Annotated in this window: 26 protein-coding genes and 1 pseudogene; 12 read left to right on the forward strand and 15 right to left on the reverse strand. The window is 72.2% G+C overall.

What is annotated here, in order from left to right; translation table 11 throughout:
• Positions 1 to 138: 138 nt before the first annotated feature.
• Positions 139 to 1,419: an ABC transporter substrate-binding protein gene (locus ACFVXE_RS24435; protein ID WP_389674084.1), complete on the reverse strand. Its 1,281-nt coding sequence runs from the start codon at positions 1,417 to 1,419 to the stop codon at positions 139 to 141.
• 174 nt (positions 1,420 to 1,593) lie between these two features.
• Between ACFVXE_RS24435 and ACFVXE_RS24440 the strand changes: the two genes are divergently transcribed.
• A complete protein-coding gene (locus tag ACFVXE_RS24440; protein WP_389674153.1) occupies positions 1,594 to 2,040 on the forward strand; it encodes a hypothetical protein in 447 nt (148 codons plus the stop codon).
• A gap of 28 nt (positions 2,041 to 2,068) precedes the next feature.
• Positions 2,069 to 2,947, forward strand: a complete 879-nt coding sequence (gene purU, locus ACFVXE_RS24445) for a formyltetrahydrofolate deformylase (RefSeq protein ID WP_389674086.1) — start codon at positions 2,069 to 2,071, stop codon at positions 2,945 to 2,947.
• A 49-nt stretch (positions 2,948 to 2,996) separates the two neighbouring features.
• Here the strand turns inward: purU and ACFVXE_RS24450 are convergent, their stop codons facing one another.
• Positions 2,997 to 4,361, reverse strand: a complete 1,365-nt coding sequence (locus tag ACFVXE_RS24450) for a maleylpyruvate isomerase N-terminal domain-containing protein (protein WP_389674088.1) — start codon at positions 4,359 to 4,361, stop codon at positions 2,997 to 2,999.
• A complete protein-coding gene (locus tag ACFVXE_RS24455) occupies positions 4,358 to 4,978 on the reverse strand; it encodes an RNA polymerase sigma factor (protein ID WP_389674090.1) in 621 nt (206 codons plus the stop codon). The genes ACFVXE_RS24450 and ACFVXE_RS24455 overlap by 4 nt, the downstream gene beginning before the upstream one ends.
• A 285-nt stretch (positions 4,979 to 5,263) precedes the next feature.
• On the opposite strand from ACFVXE_RS24455, the gene ACFVXE_RS24460 reads away from it, so the two are divergent.
• The gene (locus ACFVXE_RS24460) at positions 5,264 to 5,638 is read left to right on the forward strand and encodes an STAS domain-containing protein (RefSeq protein ID WP_389674092.1); all 375 of its coding nucleotides are present in this window, start codon (positions 5,264 to 5,266) and stop codon (positions 5,636 to 5,638) included.
• A 94-nt stretch (positions 5,639 to 5,732) separates the two neighbouring features.
• On the forward strand, positions 5,733 to 6,254 hold the full coding sequence (locus ACFVXE_RS24465; protein ID WP_389674094.1) for an EF-hand domain-containing protein: 522 nt from the start codon (positions 5,733 to 5,735) through the stop codon (positions 6,252 to 6,254).
• Between the two features lie 98 nt (positions 6,255 to 6,352).
• On the opposite strand, the gene ACFVXE_RS24470 is transcribed toward ACFVXE_RS24465, so the two are convergent.
• Positions 6,353 to 6,763, reverse strand: coding sequence for an HIT family protein (locus tag ACFVXE_RS24470; RefSeq protein WP_389674095.1), 411 nt, complete (start codon positions 6,761 to 6,763; stop codon positions 6,353 to 6,355).
• An 880-nt stretch (positions 6,764 to 7,643) separates the two neighbouring features.
• Between ACFVXE_RS24470 and ACFVXE_RS24475 the strand changes: the two genes are divergently transcribed.
• Positions 7,644 to 8,159: an ATP-binding protein gene (locus tag ACFVXE_RS24475; RefSeq protein ID WP_389674097.1), complete on the forward strand. Its 516-nt coding sequence runs from the start codon at positions 7,644 to 7,646 to the stop codon at positions 8,157 to 8,159.
• A 223-nt stretch (positions 8,160 to 8,382) separates the two neighbouring features.
• Here ACFVXE_RS24475 and ACFVXE_RS24480 read toward each other — a convergent pair whose 3' ends face one another.
• Entirely contained in the window at positions 8,383 to 9,372 is a 990-nt protein-coding gene (locus tag ACFVXE_RS24480) for a GlxA family transcriptional regulator (RefSeq protein WP_389674099.1), read from the reverse strand.
• 159 nt (positions 9,373 to 9,531) lie between these two features.
• On the opposite strand from ACFVXE_RS24480, the gene ACFVXE_RS24485 reads away from it, so the two are divergent.
• The gene (locus tag ACFVXE_RS24485) at positions 9,532 to 10,755 is read left to right on the forward strand and encodes an MFS transporter (RefSeq protein ID WP_389674101.1); all 1,224 of its coding nucleotides are present in this window, start codon (positions 9,532 to 9,534) and stop codon (positions 10,753 to 10,755) included.
• Positions 10,752 to 11,123 carry a DUF2809 domain-containing protein gene (locus tag ACFVXE_RS24490; RefSeq protein ID WP_389674103.1) on the forward strand — a complete coding sequence of 124 codons (372 nt, stop codon included), beginning with the start codon at positions 10,752 to 10,754 and terminating at the stop codon, positions 11,121 to 11,123. Before ACFVXE_RS24485 ends, ACFVXE_RS24490 begins: the two co-directional genes overlap by 4 nt.
• A 21-nt stretch (positions 11,124 to 11,144) precedes the next feature.
• Here ACFVXE_RS24490 and ACFVXE_RS24495 read toward each other — a convergent pair whose 3' ends face one another.
• On the reverse strand, positions 11,145 to 11,477 hold the full coding sequence (locus ACFVXE_RS24495) for a hypothetical protein (protein WP_389674105.1): 333 nt from the start codon (positions 11,475 to 11,477) through the stop codon (positions 11,145 to 11,147).
• A 166-nt stretch (positions 11,478 to 11,643) separates the two neighbouring features.
• Between ACFVXE_RS24495 and ACFVXE_RS24500 the strand changes: the two genes are divergently transcribed.
• Positions 11,644 to 12,984 (forward strand): MFS transporter, encoded by a 1,341-nt coding sequence (locus ACFVXE_RS24500; protein WP_389674107.1) that lies wholly within the window; start codon positions 11,644 to 11,646, stop codon positions 12,982 to 12,984.
• 3 nt (positions 12,985 to 12,987) lie between these two features.
• Here the strand turns inward: ACFVXE_RS24500 and ACFVXE_RS24505 are convergent, their stop codons facing one another.
• Complete coding sequence (locus tag ACFVXE_RS24505; protein ID WP_389674109.1) at positions 12,988 to 14,460, reverse strand: sporulation protein; 1,473 nt, start codon at positions 14,458 to 14,460, stop codon at positions 12,988 to 12,990.
• Between the two features lie 286 nt (positions 14,461 to 14,746).
• On the opposite strand from ACFVXE_RS24505, the gene ACFVXE_RS24510 reads away from it, so the two are divergent.
• Complete coding sequence (locus tag ACFVXE_RS24510; protein ID WP_389674111.1) at positions 14,747 to 16,069, forward strand: UDP-glucose dehydrogenase family protein; 1,323 nt, start codon at positions 14,747 to 14,749, stop codon at positions 16,067 to 16,069.
• A 72-nt stretch (positions 16,070 to 16,141) separates the two neighbouring features.
• Here ACFVXE_RS24510 and ACFVXE_RS24515 read toward each other — a convergent pair whose 3' ends face one another.
• The 7 genes from ACFVXE_RS24515 to ACFVXE_RS24545 all read right to left on the reverse strand — a co-directional run bounded on the left by ACFVXE_RS24515 (position 16,142) and on the right by ACFVXE_RS24545 (position 21,519).
• Complete coding sequence (locus ACFVXE_RS24515; RefSeq protein WP_389674113.1) at positions 16,142 to 17,332, reverse strand: flavin-containing monooxygenase; 1,191 nt, start codon at positions 17,330 to 17,332, stop codon at positions 16,142 to 16,144.
• 240 nt (positions 17,333 to 17,572) lie between these two features.
• The gene (locus tag ACFVXE_RS24520; protein ID WP_389674115.1) at positions 17,573 to 18,163 is read right to left on the reverse strand and encodes a DUF1707 domain-containing protein; all 591 of its coding nucleotides are present in this window, start codon (positions 18,161 to 18,163) and stop codon (positions 17,573 to 17,575) included.
• Between the two features lie 176 nt (positions 18,164 to 18,339).
• On the reverse strand, positions 18,340 to 18,924 hold the full coding sequence (locus tag ACFVXE_RS24525; protein WP_389674116.1) for a hypothetical protein: 585 nt from the start codon (positions 18,922 to 18,924) through the stop codon (positions 18,340 to 18,342).
• Between the two features lie 12 nt (positions 18,925 to 18,936).
• Positions 18,937 to 19,845, reverse strand: a complete 909-nt coding sequence (htpX, locus tag ACFVXE_RS24530; RefSeq protein WP_389674117.1) for a zinc metalloprotease HtpX — start codon at positions 19,843 to 19,845, stop codon at positions 18,937 to 18,939.
• 66 nt (positions 19,846 to 19,911) lie between these two features.
• On the reverse strand, positions 19,912 to 20,598 hold the full coding sequence (locus ACFVXE_RS24535; protein WP_389674119.1) for a pyridoxal 5'-phosphate synthase: 687 nt from the start codon (positions 20,596 to 20,598) through the stop codon (positions 19,912 to 19,914).
• A gap of 215 nt (positions 20,599 to 20,813) precedes the next feature.
• Complete coding sequence (locus ACFVXE_RS24540) at positions 20,814 to 21,173, reverse strand: DUF805 domain-containing protein (protein WP_389674121.1); 360 nt, start codon at positions 21,171 to 21,173, stop codon at positions 20,814 to 20,816.
• An 82-nt stretch (positions 21,174 to 21,255) separates the two neighbouring features.
• Positions 21,256 to 21,519, reverse strand: a complete 264-nt coding sequence (locus ACFVXE_RS24545) for a hypothetical protein (protein WP_389674122.1) — start codon at positions 21,517 to 21,519, stop codon at positions 21,256 to 21,258.
• A gap of 29 nt (positions 21,520 to 21,548) precedes the next feature.
• On the opposite strand from ACFVXE_RS24545, the pseudogene ACFVXE_RS24550 reads away from it, so the two are divergent.
• A pseudogene (locus tag ACFVXE_RS24550) lies at positions 21,549 to 21,881 on the forward strand (nitroreductase family deazaflavin-dependent oxidoreductase); the annotation flags it as partial.
• Between the two features lie 133 nt (positions 21,882 to 22,014).
• Here ACFVXE_RS24550 and ACFVXE_RS24555 read toward each other — a convergent pair.
• The gene (locus ACFVXE_RS24555) at positions 22,015 to 22,662 is read right to left on the reverse strand and encodes a TetR family transcriptional regulator (protein ID WP_389674124.1); all 648 of its coding nucleotides are present in this window, start codon (positions 22,660 to 22,662) and stop codon (positions 22,015 to 22,017) included.
• A 300-nt stretch (positions 22,663 to 22,962) separates the two neighbouring features.
• Between ACFVXE_RS24555 and ACFVXE_RS24560 the strand changes: the two genes are divergently transcribed.
• Both ACFVXE_RS24560 and ACFVXE_RS24565 read left to right on the forward strand, forming a co-directional pair.
• Complete coding sequence (locus tag ACFVXE_RS24560) at positions 22,963 to 23,787, forward strand: VOC family protein (protein WP_389674126.1); 825 nt, start codon at positions 22,963 to 22,965, stop codon at positions 23,785 to 23,787.
• Between the two features lie 175 nt (positions 23,788 to 23,962).
• Positions 23,963 to 26,356 carry a PQQ-binding-like beta-propeller repeat protein gene (locus ACFVXE_RS24565; RefSeq protein WP_389674128.1) on the forward strand — a complete coding sequence of 798 codons (2,394 nt, stop codon included), beginning with the start codon at positions 23,963 to 23,965 and terminating at the stop codon, positions 26,354 to 26,356.
• Positions 26,357 to 26,381 lie beyond the last annotated feature (25 nt).

Raw genomic sequence — 26,381 nt, forward strand, 5'->3', positions numbered from 1 at the left:
CACCGTCGGTGGTTTTTGCGGGGCGGGCGGTGTCGGGCGGCTCCCGCCTGTCGGCGGGGGCGGGGCTCGCACCCGCCGCCGGGGGGGGCGCCCCCCCGCGCCCCGGCCCGTCGGGCCGCCAAGGGTTTCGGGCGGCGCTCACCCCTTGGCGCTGGCCTCCGAGAGTGTGGCCGTCACATCGACGAACCCCTTCTTCTCTGCTACCAGACGCCCCTTCCGCACCACTTGGAAATTCACCTTCCGGTTCACGATCCGCGGGTACGCCGAAGAGCCGAGCATGTCCTCGAACCGCCATCGCAGCACCGGAGTGAGACCGCCGGTGTCGACCCGGGTACCGCGGTTGAGGGCGACCGAGACCTTGCCCGCGGTGATCTCCGGAGCGTCGATCGCGGCCACGATCCCCTTCAGCGCCGTGTAGGCGATCCAGGTCGTCTGGACACCCGTGTCGTCCGGGTCGATCCGGTTGTCACCGAACGCGTGCTTCCGGATCACCTCGCGCATCCCGTCCCAGCGGGCGTCCCCCGATTCGGGGTACCAGCCGGTGACGTACGCCCCCTCGAAGGGGCCGTTCCGGCCGCCGGTGCTGTCGATCAGCGGCTGCCCGATGCTGCCGAGGACGGACGAGATCCGCACATTCCCGTACGACGGTTCGAGGCGGCGGAAGGAGTCGAAGAACGTCGGCGTACGGTCGCCGAGAACCGCCGTCACACACCCGCCGGTCTTCCCCGCACCCTCCAGCGCCTGTCCGGCCGCCTCGTCGTACGAAGTGGCCGTCTCCGCCGCCCGGATGTCGGCGGGCGCGGGCCGCTTCTCCTCCTTCAGGCCGGTGTTGAGGAGCCAGGCCTGGCCGTCGCCGGCCAGCGTGTCGGGCCGCACCACGGACACCTGGTCGCAACTGCGGGCGAGCTGCTTGGCGTTGCCCGCCAGAAGCGCCGCCTGGCCCCCGTTGACGGGGTACGAGTCGTAGCTGGTGAATTCCTCGTCGGACGCTCCGTAGCCACCGATGTACGGGATCCCGGCGGCCTCCAGCGACGCCATGAAGGAGGAGCCGTGCCGGCTGTACGAGCCGACGACCGCGACCGCCTTCTCCGACACCGCCCGCCTGGCGCAGTCACCCGCGCCGATCGAGGTGTCCTGCTCGTCGCAGGTGACGACGCGCAGCTTGTGCCCGTCGAGTCCGCCGTTGTTGTCCGCCCAGCGGGCGTAGGCCCTCGCCATGGCGGTCATGCCCGCCATGTTCACCGAGTCGGGACCGGTGGACCCGCCGGGGGCCCAGGTCACGACGGTGATGGGCTCCCTGGAGCCCCCCGATGCCCCAGGGAGTACACCGCAGCCGGTCATCAGCAAGGCCCCAACCGCCGCCGTACATGTGAGGAGTCTGTAGGGGCGGGGGGAGGTGAGGCGTCGCCATCCGGTCATGTGCGTGAACATTTCCGCGTCCGGGGTAACGCCACTGTGTGCTTCGCTCAACGCTCGGTGACGACCAGGTGAATTACGGGGGTCCGTTCGGGCCCGGACGACGGGAACGTACGATCGACAACCGTGCAGCAAGGTTCGGAGAACTCTTCCCGTCGCGGCCGTCGCTCCTCCACCATGGGCGGCATGCCGCTCAATGACGTTCCCTGGTGGCGCTGGCGCAGCAATGTGCGCTCGGCGCTGCACATGCTCTCCGACCCCGTCTTCCATCACGAGTGCTGGCTGGCCGGCCGGGAGGGGTACGGCGACGTCACCGACGCCGTCTACCGCCTGGTGGAGGACACCTGGCTGGACAACTGGTCCGCCGAGAAATACGTCGGCACGGTCTTCCGCGACTCCGGCGAGGCCGCTCTCGTCGACGTCGCCGTGCTGCGGGTGCTGCGCATCATGCACCAGGTCGGCGCGGACGCCCCCGTCTCCGCCTATCTGGAGCACCACGGCTGGCCGGAGGCCGTCCGGGCCACCCGGGAGGCGCATGTGCTGCTCGCCTCCAACGACGGCGAGGACCCCGACACCCCGCCACGCTCACTCGACGTGCTCCGCATCATGACCAGGACCGCCTGAACCGGCGGTGGTGTGGCACGCTACGGGGATGACCGTGCCGCAGCCTGCTGAGACCACCCCCGAGCAGTACGTCCTCACCCTCTCGTGCCCGGACAAACAGGGCATCGTGCATGCCGTGTCGAGTTATCTCTTCATGACGGGCTGCAACATCGAGGACAGTCAGCAGTTCGGGGACCACGACACGGGTCTCTTCTTCATGCGCGTCCACTTCTCGGCGCCCGCGCCGGTGACCGCGGACAAGCTGCGGGCCAGCTTCGCCGCCATCGGGGACTCGTTCCGGATGGACTGGCAGATCCACCGGGCCGCGGACCGCATGCGGATCGTGCTGATGGTCAGCAAGTTCGGTCACTGCCTCAACGACCTGCTGTTCCGTGCGAGCATCGGAGGCCTGCCGGTCGACATCGCGGCCGTCGTCTCCAACCACATGGACTTCGCCGAGCTCGCCGCGTCGTACGACGTCCCGTTCCTGCAGATCCCCGTGACGAAGGAGACCAAGGCGGACGCGGAGGCGCAGCTCCTGGAGCTGGTCCGCGCGGAGGACGTCGAGCTGGTCGTCCTCGCCCGCTACATGCAGGTGCTCTCCGACGACCTGTGCAAGCAGCTCAGCGGCCGGATCATCAACATCCACCACTCCTTCCTGCCCAGCTTCAAGGGTGCGAAGCCGTACCACCAGGCGCACGCCCGTGGGGTGAAGCTGATCGGCGCGACGGCGCACTATGTGACCGCCGACCTCGACGAGGGGCCGATCATCGAGCAGGAGGTCGAGCGGATCGGGCACGGTGTCACGCCGGACCAGCTGGTCGCCATCGGACGCGATGTGGAGTGCCAGGCGCTGGCCCGCGCGGTGAAGTGGCACGCGGAACGGCGCATCCTGCTCAACGGCCGCCGCACGGTGATCTTCGCCTAGGGCGGCCCGCCCGCGACGGCCGCCCGCGACCGCCCGGTGCGGCGTCCGCCTACAGCCGGCTGAGCGACGCCGCCGTGAACAGCACGTCGCGGATCGCCTCGCGGTCACCCTCCTGGCCCGCAGCCGCCTCGACGGGCGACACATGGCCCGCGACCAGCTGGCAGAACTCCGTGCCGTCCAGCGCGACCTGGGCGACCGCGTGGTCGGGCGAGCCGAGCGCCGCCGGGGAGTCCAGCGCGATGTACCAGTTGCCGCCGCCCGAGCCCTCGATCTCCAGGTGGAGCGAACGGCCGGGCGATCCCGCCGTCACCAGGTGGCGGGCGGGCGCCGCGAGCCCGGCCGTGCGGCGTCCGGCGAGGGCGGCCGGGAGGAGCCGGGCGGCCAGGTCGATCATCCGGTGGAGGTGGGCGGCGGACGGGGCTTCGTACGGGTAGTCCACCGCGTCCGCGATGTCGCCGCCGTGCACCCAGCACTCGAACGCCCGGTCCAGCAGGGAGTCCTGCAGCGGGAGGGCGAAGTCCCCGTACGAGACGGAGAGTTCGTCGACCCCGCGGCCGGCGAACGACACCGTGCGGATGAGGGCGTGGCTCTGGTCGCGCCAGGGACCGCGGACGGCCCTGGTGGGCGGACGCCGGGCGGCCGACCAGTACGTCTCGGTGCGCGCGGTGGGGGCGAGCGGGAGGCCGGGGACGGGACCGTCGCCGCGTGCCCCCGTGCCGCCGCTCAGCGGGTCGTCCAGGCCGAGGGCGGTGCTGACCAGCCCGTCGACGGTCATCAGATGGCCGATCACACCGGCGACCGTGGTCTTACGGTTCACCTGCCGCTCGCCCTCGAACCACTTCAGCCGCACCGGCGCGTGCCACTCGGCGTCGCCGATGTCACGGAGCAGCGCGTCGAGCCGGGCGGTCTCCGCGTCGTACGGGGCGGCCCACTCCGGCACCGGGATCTTGGCGGGGCGGCGGCTCAGGCAGCCTTCGAGCACCCGGGCGCGCAGCATCGGGTCCAGGTCCAGGCTGCGGTCGGTGTGCAGCAGGCCGACCGCGTCGCGCAGCCGCAGTGCCTCGTCCGCGCAGGCGGCGCACCCGGGGAGGTGCACCTCGATCGCTTCGGCCTCCTCGGCGGAACAGGCCGCCAGGGCCCATGCACCGAGCAGGGACTTGAGGATGCGGTGCGGGAGCACCGGGGCCGGCGCTGCCGTCGTCACCGCAGGTTCCTTTTCCGGTCCGGGCTCCGCAGGTCCGGGCTCCGCAGGTCCGGGCTCCGCAGGCCCGGGCTCCGGTCCGGAGGCCTGGGCCGGGGCTGCCGTCGGCACGGCGCCGAGGTCGAAGTCGTCCGCCGCGGCCCGCGGGCCCGGTATGCGCCGGGCACCCCAGACCTCGTCGTCGTGTCCGTTCGTGTCGTCGGGGCCGGTCACAGGGTCTGTCCGTATCCGGGCGGCGAAGACCCTTCCAGGGGGCGGGCGGCGGCGGTGGAGAGCAACTGCAGCCCGAGCCGCAGGCGGCGGCGTGCCTCGGCCTCGGTGACCCCGAGGTCGGCCGCGGTCTGCCGGTAGTCCCTGCGCTGGATGTACGCGAGCTCCAGCGCGGCCCGCAGCGGCGCGGGCATGGAGGCGACGATGTAGTCGGCGCGGGCCGAGGCCGTCGCCCGCCGCACCCGCTCCTCGAGTTCCTGCCGGGCCGCGGAGTCCGCGGCCTCGCCCCCGTCGTTCTCGCCGCCGTCCTCGTACACCCGGGAGAACGGGGAGGGTTCCGCGTCGCGCAGCCGCCGCACGGACTGGCGGTGGGTGAGCCGGGCCACCCAGGCCCGCATCGAGCCCTGCTTCGGGTCGTACGCGTCGGGGTTCTCCCACACATGGGCGAAGACCTCGCGGGTGACCAGGTCGGCCGCGGACTCGTCGTCGAGCATCCGGTGCGCCTGACTGTGGACCAGCGAGGCGAAACGGTCGTAGAGCTCGCCAAGGGCAGCCGCCTCGCCGCGTGCCAGCCGTTGCTGCATCCTGCGGTCCCAGCGGGGCGGTGTGTCTTTCGCCATAGGACCCCCAGCCCTGTACCCCTCGTCACATCGAATGTAGTCGGCTGTCGTGACCATGTACGTGTCTTTGCGGCAAGTACGCCCCCTGGAACGTCCCGGATGGTAGTGAATGCGGCGACCCGGGGCGTTGGAATCGGACCTGAAGCGATCATTTCTGCCGGAAACCGTCTGGGTCCTGCTGTGCGGAGCGGTGTTTCGGGGCCGCCCGGTGGGGCAGCCGCGAGGAGGAACAGTTAATTCCGGATCGCCGGACGCCCGGATCGCCTGGAACGAGAGGCCAGTCGCGTGACTCTGAAAGTGGCCGAGACCGAACAGGGCGTGTGGACGGTGCTGCACATACGCGGCGAACTGGACCTGGTGACGGCGCCCGTGGTCCGGCAGTCCGTCCATGACGCGGTCGCCGTAGGGCGTCACGACGTGGTGCTCGACCTCTCCGAGGTGTTCTTCTGCGATTCGAGCGGCGTCGGCGTGCTGATCGCCTCCCGCCGTCTGATGCGTTCCTGCGGTGGCCGGCTGCGGCTGGTCCTGCCGGCCCGCGGTGCGGAGGAGGGCTCTCACGTCAACCGGGTGCTCGCCGCCCTCGGCGTGCGTCGTCTGTTCGACGTCTACGGCGACTGGGACGAGGCGGTCGACGACGAAGCCCGGCCGCTGTCGGCCTGAAACGTATCCACCACCCCGGTGTGAGGACCAGGTTGTAACACCGGCGGCGCGCGTAAGTGACACGTGACGGCTGTCGGCGTCGTACGCTCCCCGCATGGACAGCGCAGAGTATGAGCGCAAGATCGCTTTCCGGTTCGCCGCCTTCGACCAGGACGGCAACGGATACATCGATCGCGCGGATTTCAACGCGGCCGCGGCCCGGCTGCTCACCGAATTCGGTACGGCGGCCCGCTGCGACAAGGGGCAGGCGCTCTACACCGGGGCCGAGGCGTTCTGGCAGGGCATGGCAGGCATCGCCGATGTCGACGGGGACCAGCGCGTCACCCGTGAGGAGTTCGTGGGCGGGGCCGTGAAACGGCTGCGTGACAACCCCGAGCGCTTCGCGGAGATCGCCCGGCCGTTCCTGCGGGCGGCTATCGCCGTGGCGGACAACGACGACAGCGGTTCGGCCGCGGTGCCCGCAGTGGAGCGGGCGCTGAAGGTGCTGGGCGCGAGCGAGGAATCGGCGGGTCTGGCGGCACGGAGCCTGGACACCGACCACGACGGCCGGATCGTCGAGGACGACGCGGTTGCCGCGTTCGCCGTCTATTTCACGGTGATCGAGCCGGACGCGTAGACACGTCACGGACCGGTGCGGCCCCGGCGTCCTGCCGGGCCGTGCCCGGACCGTCCGTGCCCGCGCCCTTTTCGGACCGTCCGTTCCCCGGCCGTCCGTCACCCGCCCGCCGTCGCCGCGGCGAGCAGGTCGACGGCGTCGCCGTCGAGCCGGTGTCCGGACCTCTCGCCCGGCCAGGTCGTGAATCCGTCGCCGGGCCAGCGCGGCACCACATGGACATGCAGGTGGGGCACGGACTGCTGGGATCCCGGGCCGCTCGCGTGCAGAAGGTTGACGCCCCCGGCCCCGAGGGCGGAGCGCATCGCCTCCGCGAGACGGCGCACATGTTCCGTCGTCTCCGCGAGAACGTCCGGCGGGGTGTCGAAGAGATCCGCGAAATGGGCGTTCGGGACGACGAGTGTGTGCCCCGGGGCGAGAGGCTCCAGCGGTGCGAACGCGGAGACCACCGGCCCGCGGAAGACCCACCGCGCCGAGCCCTCCCGTATCAGGGTGCAGAAGACACAGTTCATCCGCCGGATCCTGGCGGCAGGTGAACGACGGCCGCCACCCGGTTTCCGCCGGTGAGCGCGTGGCCCACGCGGCAAAGGACCGCCCGGGACGGTGGACGGTGCCGGCCGCACCGGCGCCGGACAGCCGTCCAACACGCCCGTGGGAGCGAGCCGTTCGGATCGGCCACGGTCTCCCGGGCGGTCGGTCGGTTGTGCGCACGACGACCGGTGCGCACCGGGCCGGCCCGCGGTGGCGGTGCGCACGGCCGTCGGATCGCGGGTACCGGGCCGCTCGTCGGCGGGCCGTCCGCGGTGCGCGGGACCGCCTCCGGGTGCGTGGCGGCACGGGCCTCACCCGGGCGGCCGGGGTCCGTCCGCACACCCGGCGGCCGGCCCGGGGCGGCCGTAGCCGTGATGGCCGGCACGGAGCGGCGCCGAGTGCGGGTTCGTCACGCGGGGGCCCCTGAGGTTCACGCTGCGGAGTCACGGAGCGCAGTCGGTATGTGCCGATACCGGCTTGTGTCCTTTGCGTGATTCGTCACGGGCCGCAGTTGCCCTCGGCTCAGGTACGCTCCGTTGAATGCGAGTGGTTCTGGAACCTGGCGATCCGGGTGTTGCCCCTGGGGTGACTCCGGTCCGGACGGGGTGCCCTGCTCGCGTTCCTCGCAGAGGCGCCCGGCCTGCCCGGGGAGCGGTCCCCGCGGCTTCGGTGCGCTGCTGTTCGACTCGCCGTGACGCGCGTCGCACAGTATGCACCACGCGTACTCCTTCGCGCTGGAATATGCCCGAAGCGCTTGTTGCGGTGACTGTACGTCAACCATGCTGTCTCGCAAGGGAATCACGTTCCGTGACCCTGAGGAGGCGCGAGGCGATGTGTCCGCCGGTTCGGATGGTGTGAGCGGTGCAGGTGCTTCAGGTTCAGCTGGAAGTCGGGCCGGATCCCGCGGAAGTCGGGCGAGCTCGCAGGTGGGCGCGGTCGAGACTGGTCGGGTCCGGGATAAGGGACGACGAGCCGCTGGCCGAGACGCTCATCCTGCTGATCTCGGAGCTCGTCACGAACGCGGTCGTCCACACAGGCTGTCCGGCCGTGCTGCGCATGCTCTTCGGCTCGGCGGGAGCCGCCGGGGCGGCCGGGACCGTACGGGTCGAGGTCGCCGACACCAGCTGCCGCCCGCCGCGCCAGCGGCACGCGGAGGGCGAGGACACCGGCGGCCGGGGCCTGGAACTGGTCGACGGCCTGGCCGACCGCTGGGGCTGGCAGCCCGAGGGGGCCGGGAAGCAGATCTGGTGCGAGGTGGACCGGGGCGCGCCGGTGGTGCAGCTGCAGCCGGGTACGCACGGCCAGGCGACAGCGGTCATCGGCGCCCAGCACACCGGTGGCCACGAGCCGTCGCACGCCGTCACACATCACGCCTGAGCAGGCGAACTCCTCCGCCGTACCGAGGACTTCCGGTCCGACGTGCGCGGATCCGGACACCGGTCGCATCCTGCCCCCATCCGCCCGCCCAACGCCAAGGAGCGGAGGCGGACTTGGCGGCGGATCCCCGTCCCGCACCGTGACGCCACCAGCCGTTGCGGGCCGTCCCCCGACTGTTCCGCGGGACTTCGCGGACAGCTACGGAACCGGCGCCGGCGCGCCTTCAGCGGCCCCCCGCCCCCGCCCGGAACGTCCGCCGGTAGGACGTCGGTGACACGCCCAGTGCCGTCTGGATGTGCTGCCGCAGCGATGTCGCCGTGCCGAACCCCGACTCCTGCGCCACCTGGTCGACCGACAGGTCCGAGGACTCCAGCAGTGCCCGCGCCCGCTCGACCCGCTGCTGGGTCAGCCACTGGCCGGGACTGATCCCGACCTCGTCGCGGAACCGGCGGGTGAACGTCCGTACGCTCATCGACTCCTGCTGGGCCATGTCCCGCAGCAGGATCGGCCGGTCCAGCCTGCCGAGCGCCCAGGCCCTCGCGCCGGTCGTGGTCGCGGACTGCGCCTGGGGGACCGGGCGCCGGATGTACTGCGCCTGCCCGCCGTCCCGGTGCGGCGGCACGACCGTGCTGCGGGCGACGTCGTTGGCGACGGCCGTGCCGTGGTCGCGGCGCACGATGTGCAGGCAGAGGTCGATCCCGGCCGCCACCCCGGCCGATGTCAGGACGTCCCCGTCGTCGACGAACAGGACGTCGGGATCGACCCGGACCTGCGGGAACAGCCGCTGGAAGTGGTCGGCGGAGGACCAGTGCGTGGTGGCGGGGCGCCCGTCGAGGTACCCGGCGGCGGCGAGGACGTAACTGCCCGTGCAGATCGAGACGAGCCGGGTGCCCGGCCTGATGTGCGCGAACGCCGCCGCGAGCTCGTCCGTCAGCCTGCCCTCGTCGTGGACGGGGCCGAGTTCGTACGAGGCGGGGACGACGACGGTGTCGGCGGCGGCCAGCGCCTCGGGCCCGTGTCGGACCATGACCGTGAAGTCCGCGTCGGTGCTGACCGGTCCCGGTGCGCGGACGGAGCAGGTCACGACTTCGTACAGACTGCTGCCCCGGTCACCGGCCTCGCAGCTGCGCGCCAGGCCGAAGATCCGCTGGGGGATGCCGAGTTCGAAGGGGAGCAGCCCGTCGAGGGCCAGGACGACGACTCGGTGCGGCACGGCGGGCTCCCTGTCTGCTCTAGTGGTATAGACCTTAAGCTGATACATGTCACTGATGTGAAGGAAAAGTCAGCAGAGCGCGAGTACATTCCCGGCGCGGACCGCGCGGGCGCACCCCACCGGACGCCTCCTCGGGACGTTTCGGCCGTCCTGTCGTCGATGAGCGTGCACCCGGACGTCGGCCGGCCGGCGGGCGAGCTCTGGAACCGCAACTTCCGGCTCTTCTTCCTCGCGCGTACCGTCGCGCTCCTCGGTGACGGCATGATTCCCGTCGCACTCACCGCCGGTCTGCTGGGGGCCGGCCGGCCGCACTCGTCGGTGGGTTACGCGCTGGCCGCCTGGATGGCCCCGCTGGCGCTGTTCGTGCTCTTCGGCGGAGTGCTGGCGGACCGCTTCACCCCACGCCGGATGATGATCATCGCCGATGTGCTGCGGCTGATCGGCGCGTCCGTGCTGGCCGTCTCGTTCGCGGCCGGCAACCCGCCGCTGTGGGCGGTGTACGCCCTGAGCTCGGTGGCCGGCGTCGGTGCGGCCCTCTTCCAGCCGGGCGTCGCGTCGACCGTGCCCCGGGTGGCTCTGGACGTGCAGCGCGGCAACGCGGTGCTGCGGGTCTCCGAGGCGCTGATGACGATGGCCGGACCCGCCTTCGCGGGGCTGCTGGTCGGGCTGGCGAACGCCGGAGCGGTGTACGTGGCCAACGCGTCGACCTTTGCCGTGTCGGCCGTCTGTCTCTTCCTGCTGCGCCTCGCCCCGAACCGGTCGGACGAGACGCCGCGGGGCACCATGACGGCCGAACTGATCGATGGATGGCGGGAGTTCAAGGCGCGCAGCTGGCTGTGGGGGGTGATCGCGATCTGGACGGTCTACGGATTCACGGTGATGGGCCCGATGCTCCCGCTGACCGCGGTCGAGGTGACCGAGGCGCACGGCTCGGGGGCGTACGGCGTGATCATGGCGGTGAACGGGGCGGGCAGTGTGGTCGGTGGTCTGCTGGCCCTGCGGCTGAGGCCGCGTCGCCCGCTCGCGGCGGGCGCGGTCGCGCTGACCGGGGTGTGCCTGAACATGGTGGTGCTGGGGCTGGGGATGCCGGTACCCGCCCTGGCCGCCGGGCAGTTCGTGGCGGGCGCGGCGTTCGCGTTCTGGCTCGTGATGTGGTCGACGACAGTGCAGACGCACGTCCCGCCGGAGTCCCTGAACCGGCTGCACGCGTACGACGTGGCGGGCTCGCTGCTGATGGTCGCGGCGGGCCGGGCCCTGGCCGGGCCGGCCGCGGACGCGGTCGGGGCACCGGAGGTGCTGCTGGCCGGAGCGGTGATCAACGCGCTGGTGGTGGGGGTGCTGCTGGTGGTCCGCCCGATCCGCCGTCTGGAGCGGATCGGATGAACAGGGCTGTAGCGGCGGGGGCGGCGGCGCTGACGGTCGCGGCCGGGCTCGGGATCCGGGCAGCGGCGGGCGGCGACTTCGCCAAGTACGCCGGGGACGCGCTCTACACGGTGCTGGTTCACGCCCTGGTGCTGATGATCGCGCCCCGCGCCAGGCCGGTGACCGCGGCCGGGGCGGCACTGGCGTTCAGCTGGGCGGTGGAGCTGTCGCAGCTGACCGGGGTGCCCGGTGAGCTGTCCCGGCACAGCGCGGTGGCGCGCCTGGTGCTGGGCTCGACGTTCAATGCGCCGGACCTGCTCTGGTACGTGGTGGGGGCGGCGGCGGCCTGGGCCGTGCACCGCGGGACGGCGGCCCGGCCCGCTCGGTGAGCGCGCCGGGCCCCTGGCCGGTCAGCGCTTGTTCCGCGCGCGCTCCTCGGACTCCTGCATCTCGATGACCTGGAGGACATGCGCACTGGTCTGCCGGCGCACACTGCCGCCGACCAGCAGGGCGGAGCCGAGGACGGAGAGCGGCCCGGAGAGCGCCAGGACGATGATCTGCTCGGACCACCCCGAGATCACCTTGCACTCCATGGTGACGCGGTAGCAGTACGCGTCCGCCTGGTCCGTCAGCAGGAACGCCAGCCAGATCCACAGCCCGACGGACACCAGGAGGAGCGCGGCGCCCCACCCCTGCATCAGTGCGGAACGGTGGTGGAACTGCTGACGCGCGACCCACTGCATGAGAAACCCCCGGTTCGATCGGTTCGTTCGGCCCGCCGGGGCGGTCGGCTGTCATGACCGCGCCCGGACGCGAGTGATCGTACGCCCGCCCGGTTGGCCCGATCCCTGCGAAGCATGTCCTCCCGGCCACTCGTGACGGCTGCCCGGGGACCGGATGCTGGGTGACGTGACCCAGACAATCGACAGCGCAGCCGCCCGGGACGCCGGCCGTCCGCCGGCCCGCACGCCGTCTCCCCGCAAGCCCCGGCGGCGCATCCACCGCGCCTGGATCGTGGCCGCCGTCACCTTCGTGACGATCATCGGCGGCGCCGCGTTCAACTCGCTGCCCGGCCTCCTCATCGACCCGCTCCGCACCTCGTTCGGCTGGTCGCGCGGGGAGATCGGGCTGGCCGTCTCGATCGACATGGCGCTGTACGGGCTGACGGCGCCGTTCGCCGCCGCGCTGATGGACCGGTTCGGCATCCGCCGGGTCGTGGTCGTCGCGCTCTCCGCAGTCGCGGCAGGCGCGTTGGCGAGCGTCTGGATGACGGCCGCCTGGCAGCTGATGATCTATTGGGGCGTGCTCGTCGGCCTCGGCACCGGCTCGATGGCGATGTCCTTCTCGGCCACGGTCACCGACCGCTGGTTCGTCGCGCGGCGCGGCCTGGTCACCGGCATCCTGACCGCGGCCGGAGCCTCCGGCCAGCTCGTCTTCCTGCCGCTGTGCGCCTGGATCGTCGCGCACCACGGCTGGCGCCCGGCCTCGGTGACCGTCGCACTGGCGGCACTCGTCGTCGTGCCGTTCGTCTGGCTCCTGATGCGCGACCACCCGGCCGATGTGGGCCTGGCTCCGTACGGGGGTGCATTCGTGGCCAAGCCCGCGCCGGCCCGGGGCGCTGCGGGCCGGACCGTGCGCGTCCTCCTCGACGCGGCCCGCACCGGACCGTTCTGGCTGCTCGCGGGGTCGTTCGCGATCTGCGGCGCCTCGACCAACGGCCTGATCCGCACGCACTTCGTGCCGTCCGCCCACGACCACGGCATGCCGATCACCGCGGCCGCCTCGCTGCTCGCCGTCATCGGCGTCTTCGACATCGTCGGCACGGTCTTCTCCGGCTGGCTCACCGACCGGATCGACGCCCGCCGGCTCCTCGCCGTCTACTACGCGCTGCGCGGTGTCTCGCTGCTCTTCCTGCCGATGCTGATGGAACCGACCGTGCGTCCGCCGATGGTCTTCTTCATCGTGTTCTACGGCCTGGACTGGGTGGCCACGGTCCCGCCGACGCTGGCCCTCTGCCGCGAGCAGTACGGCGAGGACAGCTCGATCGTCTTCGGCTGGGTCCTCGCCTCCCACCAGGTGGGCGCGGCACTGGTGGCGTTCCTGGGAGGTGTGGCTCGCGACAGGTTCGGCTCGTACAACGTGGTCTGGTACGCGGCGGGGGCGCTGTGCGCGACGGCGGCGCTGATGGCGCTGATGATCCGGCGGAAGCGGCAGCCCGCGGAGCCGATGGCGGCGGTGGCCGCCGGGTGACCGTCACCGGGACCGTCCCGGAGGCCGGCCGGTCGCCTCGCGCGGCCGGCGGAGCGGCGGACCACCGGCCGGACCGGGCGCCGGTCGGACCTCGGCCCCCAGCTCGCTGCGGGCGCGGCGGACGAATTCCCGCACCGCCGGTTCCCGGCCCCAGGGGGCGAGTGCGGCGCCGAACTCCCGCACGTAGTCCAGGGCCCGGCTCGACCGGACGCGGGACAGGACGTCGACCGACCGGTTGCCCAGGGCCAGGCCCCGGTCGAGCTCGCCGGCCTGGAGGTGGGCGGCGGCGACGATCGCCAGCCGCATGCCGACCGAGCGGGTGAAGACCCCGGACGGCATGGCGGCGGCCCGCCTGTTCCACGCCAGAGCCGCCCTGGGGTTCTTCAGATCCCGGTAGATCTCGGCGGCGTCCGCGGACAGCCGGGCGTGGTCGTAGAAGTCGATCCAGACGGGTTCGTCGCCGTGCCCGTCCGCCGCCCGGCCCAGCAGGTTCTCGGACGCCGCGAGGGCCCGGGACGCGGCCCGCTGATCGCCCTCGCGCGCGTGGGCGCGCGCCTCGATCAGCGCCGTGAACGCCAGTACCCTCGGCGCCGCCCGGCCCTTGGCGCGCTCGGCCGCGCCCTGGGCCATGTCCACCGCCTCGGTCGCGAAACCGCGAAGCAGCGCCTGCATGGCCATCGTGGTCAGTACGTAGCAGCCCAGCTGTACGTCGCCGCCCGCCCGGGCGAGGCGGAGCGCCTGGATGAAGTACCGCTGTGCGACCTCGTGCCGGCCGGTGTCGAACGCGGTCCAGCCCGCCAGCCGGGACAGCTCGGCGGTCACGGAGAAGAGCTCACGGCCGACGTCGTCGGCGAACGACCCCTGGAGCAGCGGAGCGGCCCGGTGTTCGAGGCAGTGGGTGACCGAGTCGGCCCGCCAACTGCCGCCGCCGTACTTCGAGTCCCAGCGGCGGGCGTCCGCGGCGGCCTCCCGCAGCTCTTCGAGATCGGCGCGGCCCACCTGCTTGCCGCCCGCGCGATCGGCGCTCCCGTCGGCCGGCGCGACGAGCCACCGGGTGACGGGCACGGTGAACGCGGACGCGGCGAAGCCGGTTCCGGCCAGGAAGTCGCGGCGGTTCACGGAGCTCCAGAACGAAGTGGCGACGCGCACGGCGTCGGCGGGGTCTCGCGGGAAATCCAACCCCAGTCCGGCGTCCGGCGTCCCGGTCTCGCCCATCCCGATCTCGCCGAGGCCCACCGGCCGCCCCAGCCGCTCGCCGATGGCCTGCGCCAGGAGCTTCGGCACCGGCCATTTCGGGATCATGCCGCGTCGGCACCAGTTGGCGACCGACGTGTGCGAGTAGTCCTTCTCCAGGCCCTCCGCACGCGCCAGTTGGTTGACCCGCAGGGCCAGGGACTTGTGGCTCGCACCGGAACTCTCGACCAGCCGCGCCAGCTCCGCGTTGGGCGGACGGATCCTGCGTACTGCCGTTGCCACGACGTTCCCCTCGACCGGTTGCCGTACCGGGCGCGCGGACCGCCGTGCGCGGCGGAAGGCCGCTCGCACGGGGGCCGGGACGCCCGATGGGCCATTGAGCGTATCCCCGCGCCGGGCGGGACGGACGGTGCGCGCGAGCTGTGAGCCCCCCTGCGAGCCCTCCCCGGGGGCGGGCCCGGCCCGGTGTGATGAGGCCGTGGAGCCCCGTCCGTCCGGACCCCGGATGCCGCTTGCGTCCGGAGGGGCCCCGGACCCGGATCCTTCCGTCCCTGAAAGGAACAATCCAGTGAAACTCACCGTCATCGGCTGCGGATACCTCGGCGCCACCCACGCCGCCTGCATGGCCGAACTCGGCCACGAGGTCCTCGGGATGGACACCGACGCGGACAAGGTGGCCGCCTTGAACTCCGGGGCGGCGCCGTTCCACGAACCCGGTCTGGACGAACTGCTGGCCAGGCACACCGGCACCGGCCGGCTGCGCTTCACCACCTCGTACCCGGAGGCCGCCGCCTTCGGTGACCTGCACTTCATCGGTGTCGGTACCCCGCTCCGGGCCGACGGAAGGAGCTACGACCTGAGCCACCTCTTCACCGCCGTGAGCGAACTGGCGGCGCATCTGGACCGCCCCGCCGTCGTCACGGTCAAGTCCACCGTCCCGGTCGGCACCGCACACCGTGTCCGCGACCTCGTACACACCGACGCGCCCGCCGGCACCTCGGTACAGGTCGCCTGGAACCCGGAGTTCCTGCGCCAGGGGCACGCCGTCGGGGACACCCTGCGTCCCGAGCGGCTGGTCCTGGGCGTCGACACGGCCGGGTCGACCGCCGAGACCGTGCTCCGGCAGTGCTTCGCGGAGCTCGCCGACGCGGGCACACCGGTGGTCGTCACCGACCTGCCCACCGCCGAGCTGATCAAGTCCGCCGCGAACGCCTTCCTCGCCACCAAGATCTCCTTCATCAACGCGATGGCCGAGCTCTGCGAGGCAACGGGCGCGGACGTGTACCGGCTCGCCCACGCACTCGGCCACGACTCGCGCATCGGCTGGGGTGCACTGCGTCCAGGACTCGGTTACGGCGGCGGATGCCTCCCCAAGGACGTCCGCGGCTTCCGTGCCGGAGCGGCCGAACTGCTCGGCGCCGAGCGGGGCCTGGCCTTCCTCGACGAGGTCGACGCCATCAACATCCGGCGGCGTGAGCGGGTGGTCGAAATCGTCCGCGAACAGTGCGACGGCACCGTGGCCGGCCGGCGGATCACCGTCTGGGGCGCCGCCTTCAGCCCCGGCACGGACGACATCCGGGACTCTCCCGCCCTGGCCGTGGCACAGGCGCTGCACCGGCTGGGCGCCCGCGTCACCGTCACCGACCCCAGGGCCCTCGACAACACCCGCAAGGCCCGCCCCGAACTCAGCTGCGCCGACGACCCGGTGGCCGCCGCGGAGGGTGCCGAGGTGCTGCTGCACCTGACCGAATGGCCTCAGTTCGCAGCCCTCGACCCGGCCCGGATCGCCGCCCGGGTCGCGCGGCCCGTCCTCGTCGACGGCCGCGGCACCCTGGACGCGGACCGGTGGCGCGCGGCGGGCTGGACCGTACGCGCGCCGGGCCGCCCGTGAGCGGTTGTCCGGTGGGGCGCGGTGGCCGGCGCCGGGCCGAGGAACGCGGCCGCAGGGGCACGGACCGCGGGGTCAGCCGGTCCGCTTCGCCAGCCGCTTGGCTATCTTCTCCGCGTCCAGGGCCATTTCGCGGAACATGCCGCTGATCGGATTGGTGAATCCGGTGAAGTACAGACCCGGCGCCTGCTTCGGGGTGCGGCCGCCGTGTGCCACCGGCCTGCCCCGGCCGTCCAGCACTCCGAGGTGACCGACCAGCCCTTCGAGCGCGCGCCGGTAGCCGGTCGCGGCGATCACCGCGTCCGGCGTGATCCGCGTCCCGTCCGCCAGTACCACCGTGTCGCCGTCGAACGAGCCGACCGTCGGCACCGGCACCACCCGGCCGCCCCGCACCGCGTCGATCAGCCCCACGTCCTGGACCGGGATGGCGCCGTCCTTGACCCGCGAGTAGAGGCCCGTGTCCGGGCGGGGCAGGCCGTGTTCGGTGAGGTCGGGCACGGCGGCCCTGGCCATCAGCCGGCCCGCCCGGTCGACCAGCCTGACCGGCAGCCGGCGGACCAGGATGCCGGTCGCCTGTGCCGGCCAGCCCGCCGTCGAGCGCCGCACGATGTGCGGGACGGTGCGCACCGCGATCCGTACCCGGGAGGCACCCCCCTCCACCAGGTCCACGGCGATCTCCGCGCCCGTGTTGCCGATGCCGACGACGAGGACGTCCTTGCCCGCGTAGGGGGCCGGGCTGCGGTAGTCCGAGGCGTGCACGAACTCGCCGGTGAACGTGGAGCGGCCGGCCCAGTCCGGGATCCGAGGGGTGTGGTTGAAGCCGGTGGCCACGACGACCGCCCGACCGGTCAGCACCCGGCCGCCGCTCGCGGTCAGCTGCCAGCCGGTGCCGTCCGTCGCCCGGTCGATACGGGACACCTCGACGCCCGTCACCACCTCGAGCCCATGGTGCTCGGCGTACTTCTCCAGGTAGCGCACCACGTCGTCGCGGGAGACCCAGCGCCCGAACCGGCGCGGCATCGCGAGCCCCGGCAGCGCGGACCAGCGCCGGGTCGTGTGGAGATGCAGCCGGTCGTAGTGGCGTCGCCAGGAGGCGCCGACGTTCTCGGACTTCTCCAGTACGACGGTCCTCACCCCCTGCGCGCGCAGGGCGGCAGCGGCGGCCAGGCCCCCCGGGCCGCCGCCGATGACGTAGACGGGCCGGTGTTCGGTGATGTCGGTGGGCGCGGGGCCGGGACCACCGGCGGCAGAGTTGCTGTCGGGCATGGTTCGGAGCGTAATCGCGCGCTCACTTGATGGGTCTCGGCCAAGACCGGAATCGATTCCGAATTGATCACGGGTGTGCGCCTTCGGCCCAGGTCCCGCACATCTTCTGTGCGGACGGGCCGGAACCTTCCAGCTGACGTGATGTCAAAAAACTTACGTGCGAAGGCGGTCGGCACGGTGGTGAGCGGGCGGACGGGAGGCGTGGTCCGCGGATGGCGGCGGGGGCGCGGGGCGGGCGGCTCAGCGCCGGTCGGCGCGCCGCATCTTCCAGCGCTGCCAGAGGCCGGGGTGGCGGATGGTCAGGCCGCCCATGCCACCGGAGCCGGAGATGCGGATCAGCGGTGCGCCGGGGAGCCTCTCGCCCCGCACCCGGTCCTTGAGGCCGCCCATGCCGGGCCGGACCTCGTCGGTCTCCGCCGCCCAGCCCCGGGGAACGACGACGGTGACCCCGCCCATCCCGCCGTCGGCCTCCAGCTCGATCTCGCGCAACCGGGTCCCGGTCTGCGTGAAGTCGAGCTTGGCGCCGCCCATGCCGCCGTCCACGACGATGCGCGCGCGCACCTTCCACCGCCCGGTCCGTGTCACTCCGTGCACGCCGCCCTGAATGATCAGTGGCTCGCCCGCGTCCTGCGGCACGGGAGCCAGATCGGCGGTGAGGGGTTCCAGCTCGGCGAGTGTCCTGGCGGCGAGCGCCTGCCCCAGGCGGGTATCCAGTTCGTCGAGGTCGATGCGGCCGTCGGCCGCCGCCTCCTGGAGCCGCTCCACCACCTCTTCACGGTCGGCGTCGGAGGCGCGCAGCACACTGACGGATTCCGGGCGCTCAGGAGTCATGGAGCCGATGATACGGAGTGGGCCGGGCGCCCGGCACGCGGATCCGTACGCCGATGACCTGCGCCGGCCGCCCCGAACCGCTCGGACCGGGCGGTCAGTTGTCCCAGGCCACCGGGCAGGCTCAGCGGACCGTGTCCGTCGTCCGCCCGGTCCGTGCCGCGCGCGTCGACCTGAGGTCACAGGCCGGGCGCGCCCCAGACCGGGAACCACCGGGCGAGATCCTTCTCCACCCGCAGATCGTCGCCGAGCACCGCGCTGATCTGCAGCTCCAGCTGGTTGTCACGCTTCTCGGCGCCGCCGGGCACCGGAGCGAACGGGTAGAACGTGCCGCGCTTGTAGAGGTAGACCAGCGCCAGCGAGCGCCCCTGGGCGTCCCGGAAGCCGATCAGTGAGCAGAGCAGCTGCGGTCCGAAGCCGCCGTCCTGGAGCAGCGTGTTGACCGCGTGCAGGTCATTGACCAGGGCGGCCGTGTCGTCGGTGGAGTGCCTGGCGAGCAGCCAGGTGTAGCCGTACGCGTCATGACTGAACTCCACCGGGATCCCGCCCCGGTCCGTGTCCGCGTCCAGCAGCTCGCGTACGTCCTGCTGGATCCGGGCGAAGGTGCCGCCCTCCACCCCCGCGAAGCAGACCGAACCCAGGCCGGTGGGGACGAAGCCCGCGCCTGCCTGGAGGGTGAGTGCGGCGGACGGTACGGCGAAGAGCTGATCGAGGTCGGGGCGGACCGGCTTGCTGCGGCCCAGGATCGTGTCGAGCAGACCCACGGACGGACTCCTTCACGGGCGGGCGAGTTCGGCGGAGATGCGGGCCAGCTGGTCGAGACGCTTTTCGAGGGTCGGGTGGGAGGAGAGCAGCCGGCTGAGGCTCTCCTTGGAGGAGAACGCCGGGACGAAGTAGAAGGCGTTGTACGGCTCCGCCTTCCGCAGGTCCTCCGTCGGGATCCGGGCCATCTGCCCGCTGACCTTGGTGAGCGCCGAGGCGAGCGCGGAGGGGCGGCCGGTGAGGAGGGCGGCGGCGCGGTCGGCGGAGAGTTCGCGGTACCGCGACAGCAGCCGGGTGAGCAGGAAGCTCAGGCAGTACACGACGGCGCTGATCAGCGGGATCAGCAGGATCGCGATGCCGAGGGGGTCGTTGCTGCGGCTGCGGGAGAAGCCGCCCCAGAGGGCGACGCGGGTCACGATGCCGGCCAGGACGCCCAGGAACGACGCGATCGTCATCACGGCGACGTCCCGGTGCGCGACGTGCGACATCTCGTGGGCGAGGACACCCTCCAGCTCCTCGGGCTCCAGTCTGCGAAGAAGCCCGGTGGTGGCGCAGACGAGGGCGCTCTTCTCGCCGCGGCCGGTGGCGAAGGCGTTCGGTACGTCGCTCCGGGCGATGGCCACCCGGGGCTTCGGCATGTCGGCCAGGGCGCAGATCCGGTCGATGGTGCCGTGCAGCTCGGGCGCCTCCTCGGGGGTGACCTCGCGGGCGCCCATGCTGAAGGCGGCGATCCGGTCGCTGAACCAGAACTGGGCGATGAACAGACCACCGGTGAAGATCAGAATGATCGGCCAGGCGCCCCGCAGCACCGCGAGGAGCACGCCCACCAGGACCACGTACAGCAGTCCGATCAGGAACATGGTCGTGACCATGCGGGTGGTCAGACCGCGATCGGGGGCGTAACGGGAACGGGCTCGTGTCATGGAATGCCTCCAGCGACTCACCTGAATCCCATAGTGCTCCTCTCCGGTGCGAATCGGATCGGACGGTCACGGCCAGAGCAGCTCGCGGGTCCATTCGCCGCCGTCCCGCCGGTAGCGCAGCCGTACGTGCTGCCGCCGTGCGTCGCCCTGGAAGAACTCGACCTCCCGTGGCTCGACCACGTACCGGGTCCAGCTCGCCACGTCCGCCTCCGGTTCCGCCCGCGCCCGGTCCCAGGCGGCGTCCGAGGCGCGCTCCAGCTCCTCGCACGAGCCGAGCACCTCGCTCTGCCGCCCCACCAGCGCCGATGCCAGCGCCCCGGTCGAGCGCACGTGCAGATCGGCTCGGCTCTCGTCGGGGGTGCAGGCGGTGACCGGGCCCCGCACCCGCACCTGCCGGCCGAGCGCCGGCCAGTAGAAGCCGAGAGCCGCGTGCGGGTGGGCGGTGAGCTGCCGGCCCTTCGCGCTGGTGGAGTGGGTGGCGAAGTGCCAGCCGCGGTCGTCGGCGTCGTGCAGCATCAGCGTCCGCACGTCGGGGTGCCCCTCGCCGTCGACGGTGGCCAGCGTCATGGTGTGCGGCTCGGCCTGCCGGGCGGCCACCGCCTGCGCGAACCAGGCGTGGAAGAGGGGGAGCGGGGTCCGGGGCGCGGCGGCCGCGTCGAAGGCGGGGAGATCCACGTCCCAGACGCGCTGGGCATGGAGCAGCTCCTGGAAGGCCCGCCGGGCGGAGCGCGGATCGGACGTCATATCGGTCATGCGGCCCCATCATGCCCGCAGGGGCGGGGTTTCCCCGGCGCCGGGGCGACGAGGGTCCCCGGGCCTGCGACCGGGGCGGAACGCCCACAGGGCGTCGGCCGGCAGTGGGTTGCCGGGCGACGCCCTGTGCGGTGTGCGCCCAGAGCGGTGGGCGCACGGTCATGCGGTCATGCGGTGGTCCGGGCGGCCGGACGGTGGGCCGGCCGCGGGACTCCCTAGGCCGGGGAGTACGCGGACTTCGGGTCCGGGCCGTACGCGTTCGCGCTGCGCTCGCCCTCGAGGCACGCGAAGACGAGCAGCGTGATCCCGCCCACGAACGGGACGAACACCAGCAGCAGCCACCAGCCGGAGCGGCCGGTGTCGTGCAGGCGGCGCACGAAGACAGCGAGGCTGGGCAGCAGGACGGCGAGGTAGTAGATCGCGACGATGACCGGAGACGTGCCGAGCACCGCGTCGATCACCGCCACGATGATGGCGGCGATGATGGTGAACAGCACGTACATCCAGTACTCCTGGCGGCGCGCACGGCCGCTGAACACCACGTACTTCTTCAGAACATCGAGATACCAGTGCACTGTGTCCCCCCAAGGACGATGGAAGCTCGTCCTCGCTGGACCGAGCCTGGACGGCAGAACCTAGAGGCTTGAAGTGCCCGGGTCAAAAAGTTATGAAGAGAGCGCTCTCGGGCAGTGCCGATCCGGATTCCGGCCTCTCGGCCCCGTCCTGGTGCGGACGTCCCCGGGGAACAGAAACCGGCCACCCGTCCCCCGAGGTCACGGTCGGGTGGGCGAGGCCGCCGTCCACCTTTCTGACCTGCCGATTGCCTGATCCGCGGTGGAGTCGGCGGACCGATTCCGCCAGCAGGAGCAGCCTTCGCATCCCAGGATGGCAGGCCGAAAGCCCACCTTCGTCGGTGTTCACCGGAAGTTCGCCGGACGTACCGGTGCGGCCCTTCCCGGCGAACGCGCCGCCCGACCACTCCGCCGGCCTGCGTCCCTGAGTGGCTCACCGAGGGCGGCGGGGCCGGCTGGATCCTGGTCGGCAGCAACTTCGGCCGTACGGGTCATCCTGCCTGGACCGCCAGCCTGCTCGTCCATCCGGACGACGCGGTCATCAGCTGGAGGGGGCGGGACCTGCCGGTGCGGGCCCGGATGCTGCGGGGTGCGGAACGGGAGGAGGCGTGGCGGGCGACGGTGAGGTTCTGGCCGCCCTACGCCACGTATCAGGCGCGGGTGGAGCGGGAGATCCGGCTCTTCCGGCTGCGGCGGCGGGACGCCCCGTGACGCGGAGGGTGTCCGGACACGCCGACGGCGGACCACTCGATGTGATCCGCCGCCGGTGAGACAGGACATGAGCAGCACGGGGTTGCCGTGCGGTGCTCAGTACGGGAAGTGCTGAGAAGCGGGAGGGCCGGCGCTACCTCGCCGGCTTCTTGCCGGTGATGCCCAGATGCACCAACAGGGCGAGGTTCGGCCGGAGTTCGGCCTGCTTGACGCCCCAGGTCTGGAAGCCCTTCTGGTGCGAGGCGACCGCGGCCAGCATCACGACCAGTGAGCCCGCCATCGCCGCGGGGCTGACGTCCTTGTCGATCTTGCCCTTGGTCTGGAGCTCCTTCACCGCATCGGTAAGGGAGTTGGTGACCGAGTTGAGGATCTTCATGCGGATCTTGTAGAACCGCTTGTCGCCCTCGGCGGCACCGAGGTCGATCACGCGCAGGATCGCGTCGTGGCGCCGCCAGAAGTCGAGGAACCCCTCGACGAGCTCTTCGGAGGTCTGCCATCCGGCCTTGCCGATCCAGGAGCGGCCTGCGACCAGTTCGGTCAACCCGGCACCCTCCTTGGCCATTTCTTCGGCGAGCTCAAGGACGGCGCCCTCGACGTCGGGGAAGTATTGATAGAAGGTCGCGGGTGAAGTCCCCGCCTTCCGGGCTACGTCGATGACTTTGACGTCCCGGTACGGCGAGGAGCTGAGCATCTCGCTGAGGCAGTCGAGCAGCTTCTGCCGCGTCGCCTGTCCGCGTCGACCGGCTACGCGGCCGTCGACGGTGCGTACTTGTCCTGTCATGCCGTCAGCTTACCGAGGGGTGATCGGAGCGCGATTCGGCCGACTGCAAATGGGGAGTTCCGCAGGTGCGGTGGGGTGGATGTGGCGGAAGTGGCCGGTTTTCGACGGGCACGATCCACAGCCTCGTTTGTGTTATCAACAGCCTGTGGACAACTTCCGTGGATAACTTTCCGTGACGCGGGATGCAAGGAACTCCGATATCGAGAATGCGTTCGACGGTGGATGGTCGCTGCGCGGTGCAGGCGATGCGCGGTTACTTTGGGTGTGACGGGCGTCACTCTCAGGGAAGGGTCCGGGCCCATGGCCGCATTCGCGCACTCCGCGCCGTGCTGGGTGGATGTGCAGCTCCCCGACCTCGAAGCGGGCAAGCGCTTCTACGGTGAGCTCTTCGGATGGACCTTCCGGGCCGGTGACGTCGCCGGCGGCGCGTACGCGGACGCCCTCAGCGACGGCGAGCTCGTCGCCGCTCTCGCCGCCAAGCAGGACGGCCGCATGCCGACCGCCTGGGGCATCTACTTCGCCACCGACGACATCGTCGCGTCCGTCGCACTGATCCGGCAGCAGGGCGGTCAGGTGATCACCGAACCGGTACGGGCCGGGCGGCACGGGGTGCTCGCGCAGGCCGCCGACCCCGGCGGCGCGGTCTTCGGACTCTGGCAGGCGGGCGACCGCAGCGGGTTCCAGAAGCAGAACGAGCCGGGCTCCTTCTGCTGGACCGAGGTCTACACCCGGCAGAAGGACCGCGTCGACGCCTTCTACGAGACGGTGTTCGGCTTCCGCGGAACCGACCTCGGCGAGCCGGGGGCCGACGAGCCCGGAACCGGTGATCCAGGGGCCGCCGGGTCCGGCGTCGACTTCCGGGTGTGGTCCCCGGAGGGCACCGAACCCGGGCCCGACACCGCGGTCGGCGGGCGCGGCGTCATCACCGACGCCTTTCCGGCGGAGATGCCCAGCTACTTCCTCAGCTACTTCGCCGTCGCGGACTGCGACGCCATCGCCGAGAGCGCCGTCCGGCTCGGCGGCCGGGTCCCCGCGGCGCCTTTCGACATCCCGTACGGGCGGATGGCGGTTCTGCACGACAATCAGGGCGCCGTGTTCGCCGTACTTCAGCCCCCGGCGTCCTGACAGAGGGCAGAGTGACAGGTGACACCCCGATCCGGCCCCGGGTTCGCAACCATCGTCCCAGCCAGGAACAATCGGGGTGCGCACCGCCGGGTGGTGCCCAGTGGTGAGACGCTGCACAGGGGCGGTTTTTCGCGGATCTCTGTTCCTGAGGTCCGTACGGGGAGGTGGCAGGCAAGTGGTGGAGCAGCTGACGCAGCACGACCCGAGGCGGATCGGCCCGTTCGAGGTGCTGGGACGGCTCGGGGCCGGCGGCATGGGGCTGGTCTATCTCGCCCGTTCGGCGTCCGGCCGGCGGGTGGCGATCAAGACCGTGCGTACGGAGCTCGCCGAGGACCAGCTGTTCCGGGTCCGCTTCACCCGTGAGGTGGAAGCCGCCCGCGCAGTCAGCGGCTTCTACACGGCGGCCGTCGTGGACGCCGATCCGCGCGCAGCCGTCCCGTGGCTCGCCACCGCGTATGTGCCGGCTCCCTCGCTCGAAGAGATAGTCAATGAGTGCGGTCCGATGCCGACGCAGGCGGTGCGCTGGCTGGCGGCCGGCATCGCCGAGGCGCTCCAGTCCATCCACGGCGCCGGACTGGTCCACCGCGACCTGAAGCCGTCGAACGTGCTGGTGGTCGAGGACGGCCCGCGGGTGATCGACTTCGGGATCGCGTCCGGCGTCTCCAACACCCGGCTGACCATGACCAATGTGGCGGTCGGCACCCCCGCTTACATGTCGCCGGAACAGGCGAGGGACTCGCGCAGTGTCACGGGTGCGAGCGACGTGTTCTCGCTCGGTTCGACGCTCGTCTTCGCCGCGACCGGGCATGCGCCGTTCCACGGGGCCAATCCCGTCGAGACGGTCTTCATGCTGTTGCGGGAGGGGCCCGACGTCGAGGGGCTGCCCGCGGATCTGCGGCCCCTGATCGAGTCCTGCATGCAGATGGACGCCGGGCTGCGGCCCAGCCCGGCCGATCTGCAGGCCCAGCTCGCCCCGCACCTCTTCGCCTCCGGCAGCGACGACAGCGGTACGGCGTCGGCCTGGCTGCCGATGTCCGCCACCGCGATGATCGAGCAGCGCCGCGGCGGAGGGCGCACGGCCGCTCCGGCTCAGGTCGCTCCGGCGCCCGCCCCGATGCCGCCACCGCCCCAGCAGCCGCCGGGCGCGGAGTGGGAGTCGGGGTGGCGCAGCGGCGCTGGAGCGAGACCGCCGTCCCCGGTCGCCCCGCCCGTTCGGGGTGCGGCAATGGACGAGGGCGGTCCGGTGCGGCTGCCCGGGGCGAAGGTGCCGATCGGGCCGGGGCCGCGCGCCGTGGACGCACGCGCCCGGGCGGGCGCGGAGGCCGGTCCCGCGACCGGGTGGGTGCGCCCACCCGCCGGGCTGAACGGCGCTGCCCCGTCCGTCCCGCTGCCCGCCCCTGCGCACGCCCCCGATGCGGTCCCCGCCGAACCGGACCGCTGGCGGCCCTGGCGGTTCCGGATGTCGAACGACGTGTGGGGTACGCCGGTCGTCGCCGGGGACCTGCTGTACGTGACGTCGTTCGAGGTGCACGCCCTGGACGTGGGCAACGGGCGGCGCCAGTTCAAGACCCGTGACGTCGCCTGGTCGATGGCGCTCGACGGGGGACGCATCCACGGCTCCGACGGCCCCTCGCTGTACGCGCTGGACGCGCTGACCGGTGCCGAGCGGTGGCGGCTGCAGACGGATGCCTGGGTGTACTCGCTCAAGGCCGACCGGGGCACGGTCGTCACCGGCACGCGCGGCGGAGGCGTCCAGGCGTGGGAGGCGTCCACCGGCGAGAAGCTGTGGGAGACGTCCGGGGCGCAGACCGACTTCGAGTCCCCGGAGGCCGGGCCCGCGATCCACGACGGCATGGTGTACCTGTGGCAGGACGCCCGGCTGCGCGCGGTGGACGCCCGTACGGGCGTCGAGCGCTGGTCGTACCCGATCGGTGACGCGGCCTCCTGCGGCGGCGTGCCGGTGCGCGTGACACCTGCGCAGGACGGCTACGCGTACGTCGCCGCCGGCACCCGGGTCCTCGCCGTGGACATCGCGTCGGGCCGGGTGCGGTGGCACTTCGAGTCGCCCGCGGTCTTCCTCTCCCCGCCGGCCTTCGCGCCGGGGCCGGCGGTCACCGGCGGCGGGGTGTACCTGGCCGACTACCTCGGCACGGTGTACGCGCTCGACGCGACGACCGGCAAGGACCGGTGGCGCATCGCGACGGAGGCGCGCCAGTCGGTCGAGCCGGTCCTGGTGACGGCGGGCAACGTCCATGTGGGCAGCGGCAGCGCGCTCTACACACTGGACGCGGTGACGGGCACCCCGAAGTGGCGGTTCGCCGCGGGCGGCGAACTGGTCGGCGCCCCGGTGGTCGCCGACGGCCGGGTCCACTTCGGCTCCGCCGACCATGTGCTCTACACGCTGGACGCGGCCGGCGGTCAGCTGCGGTGGAAGCTCGCCACGGGCGGGGAGATCACGGGATCGCCGGTGGCCCAGGGCGGCGTGGTGTACGCATGCAGCAAGGACCGCTGCGTGTACGCGCTGGACGCGCTCAAGGGGACGGGTACGGGAAACCGCGCCCGGGCGTAGCGCTTCGCCGGCCCGGTCCGGCGGG

The organism is Streptomyces sp. NPDC058231, from assembly GCF_042882275.1.
In the GTDB taxonomy this organism is placed as follows: domain Bacteria; phylum Actinomycetota; class Actinomycetes; order Streptomycetales; family Streptomycetaceae; genus Streptomyces.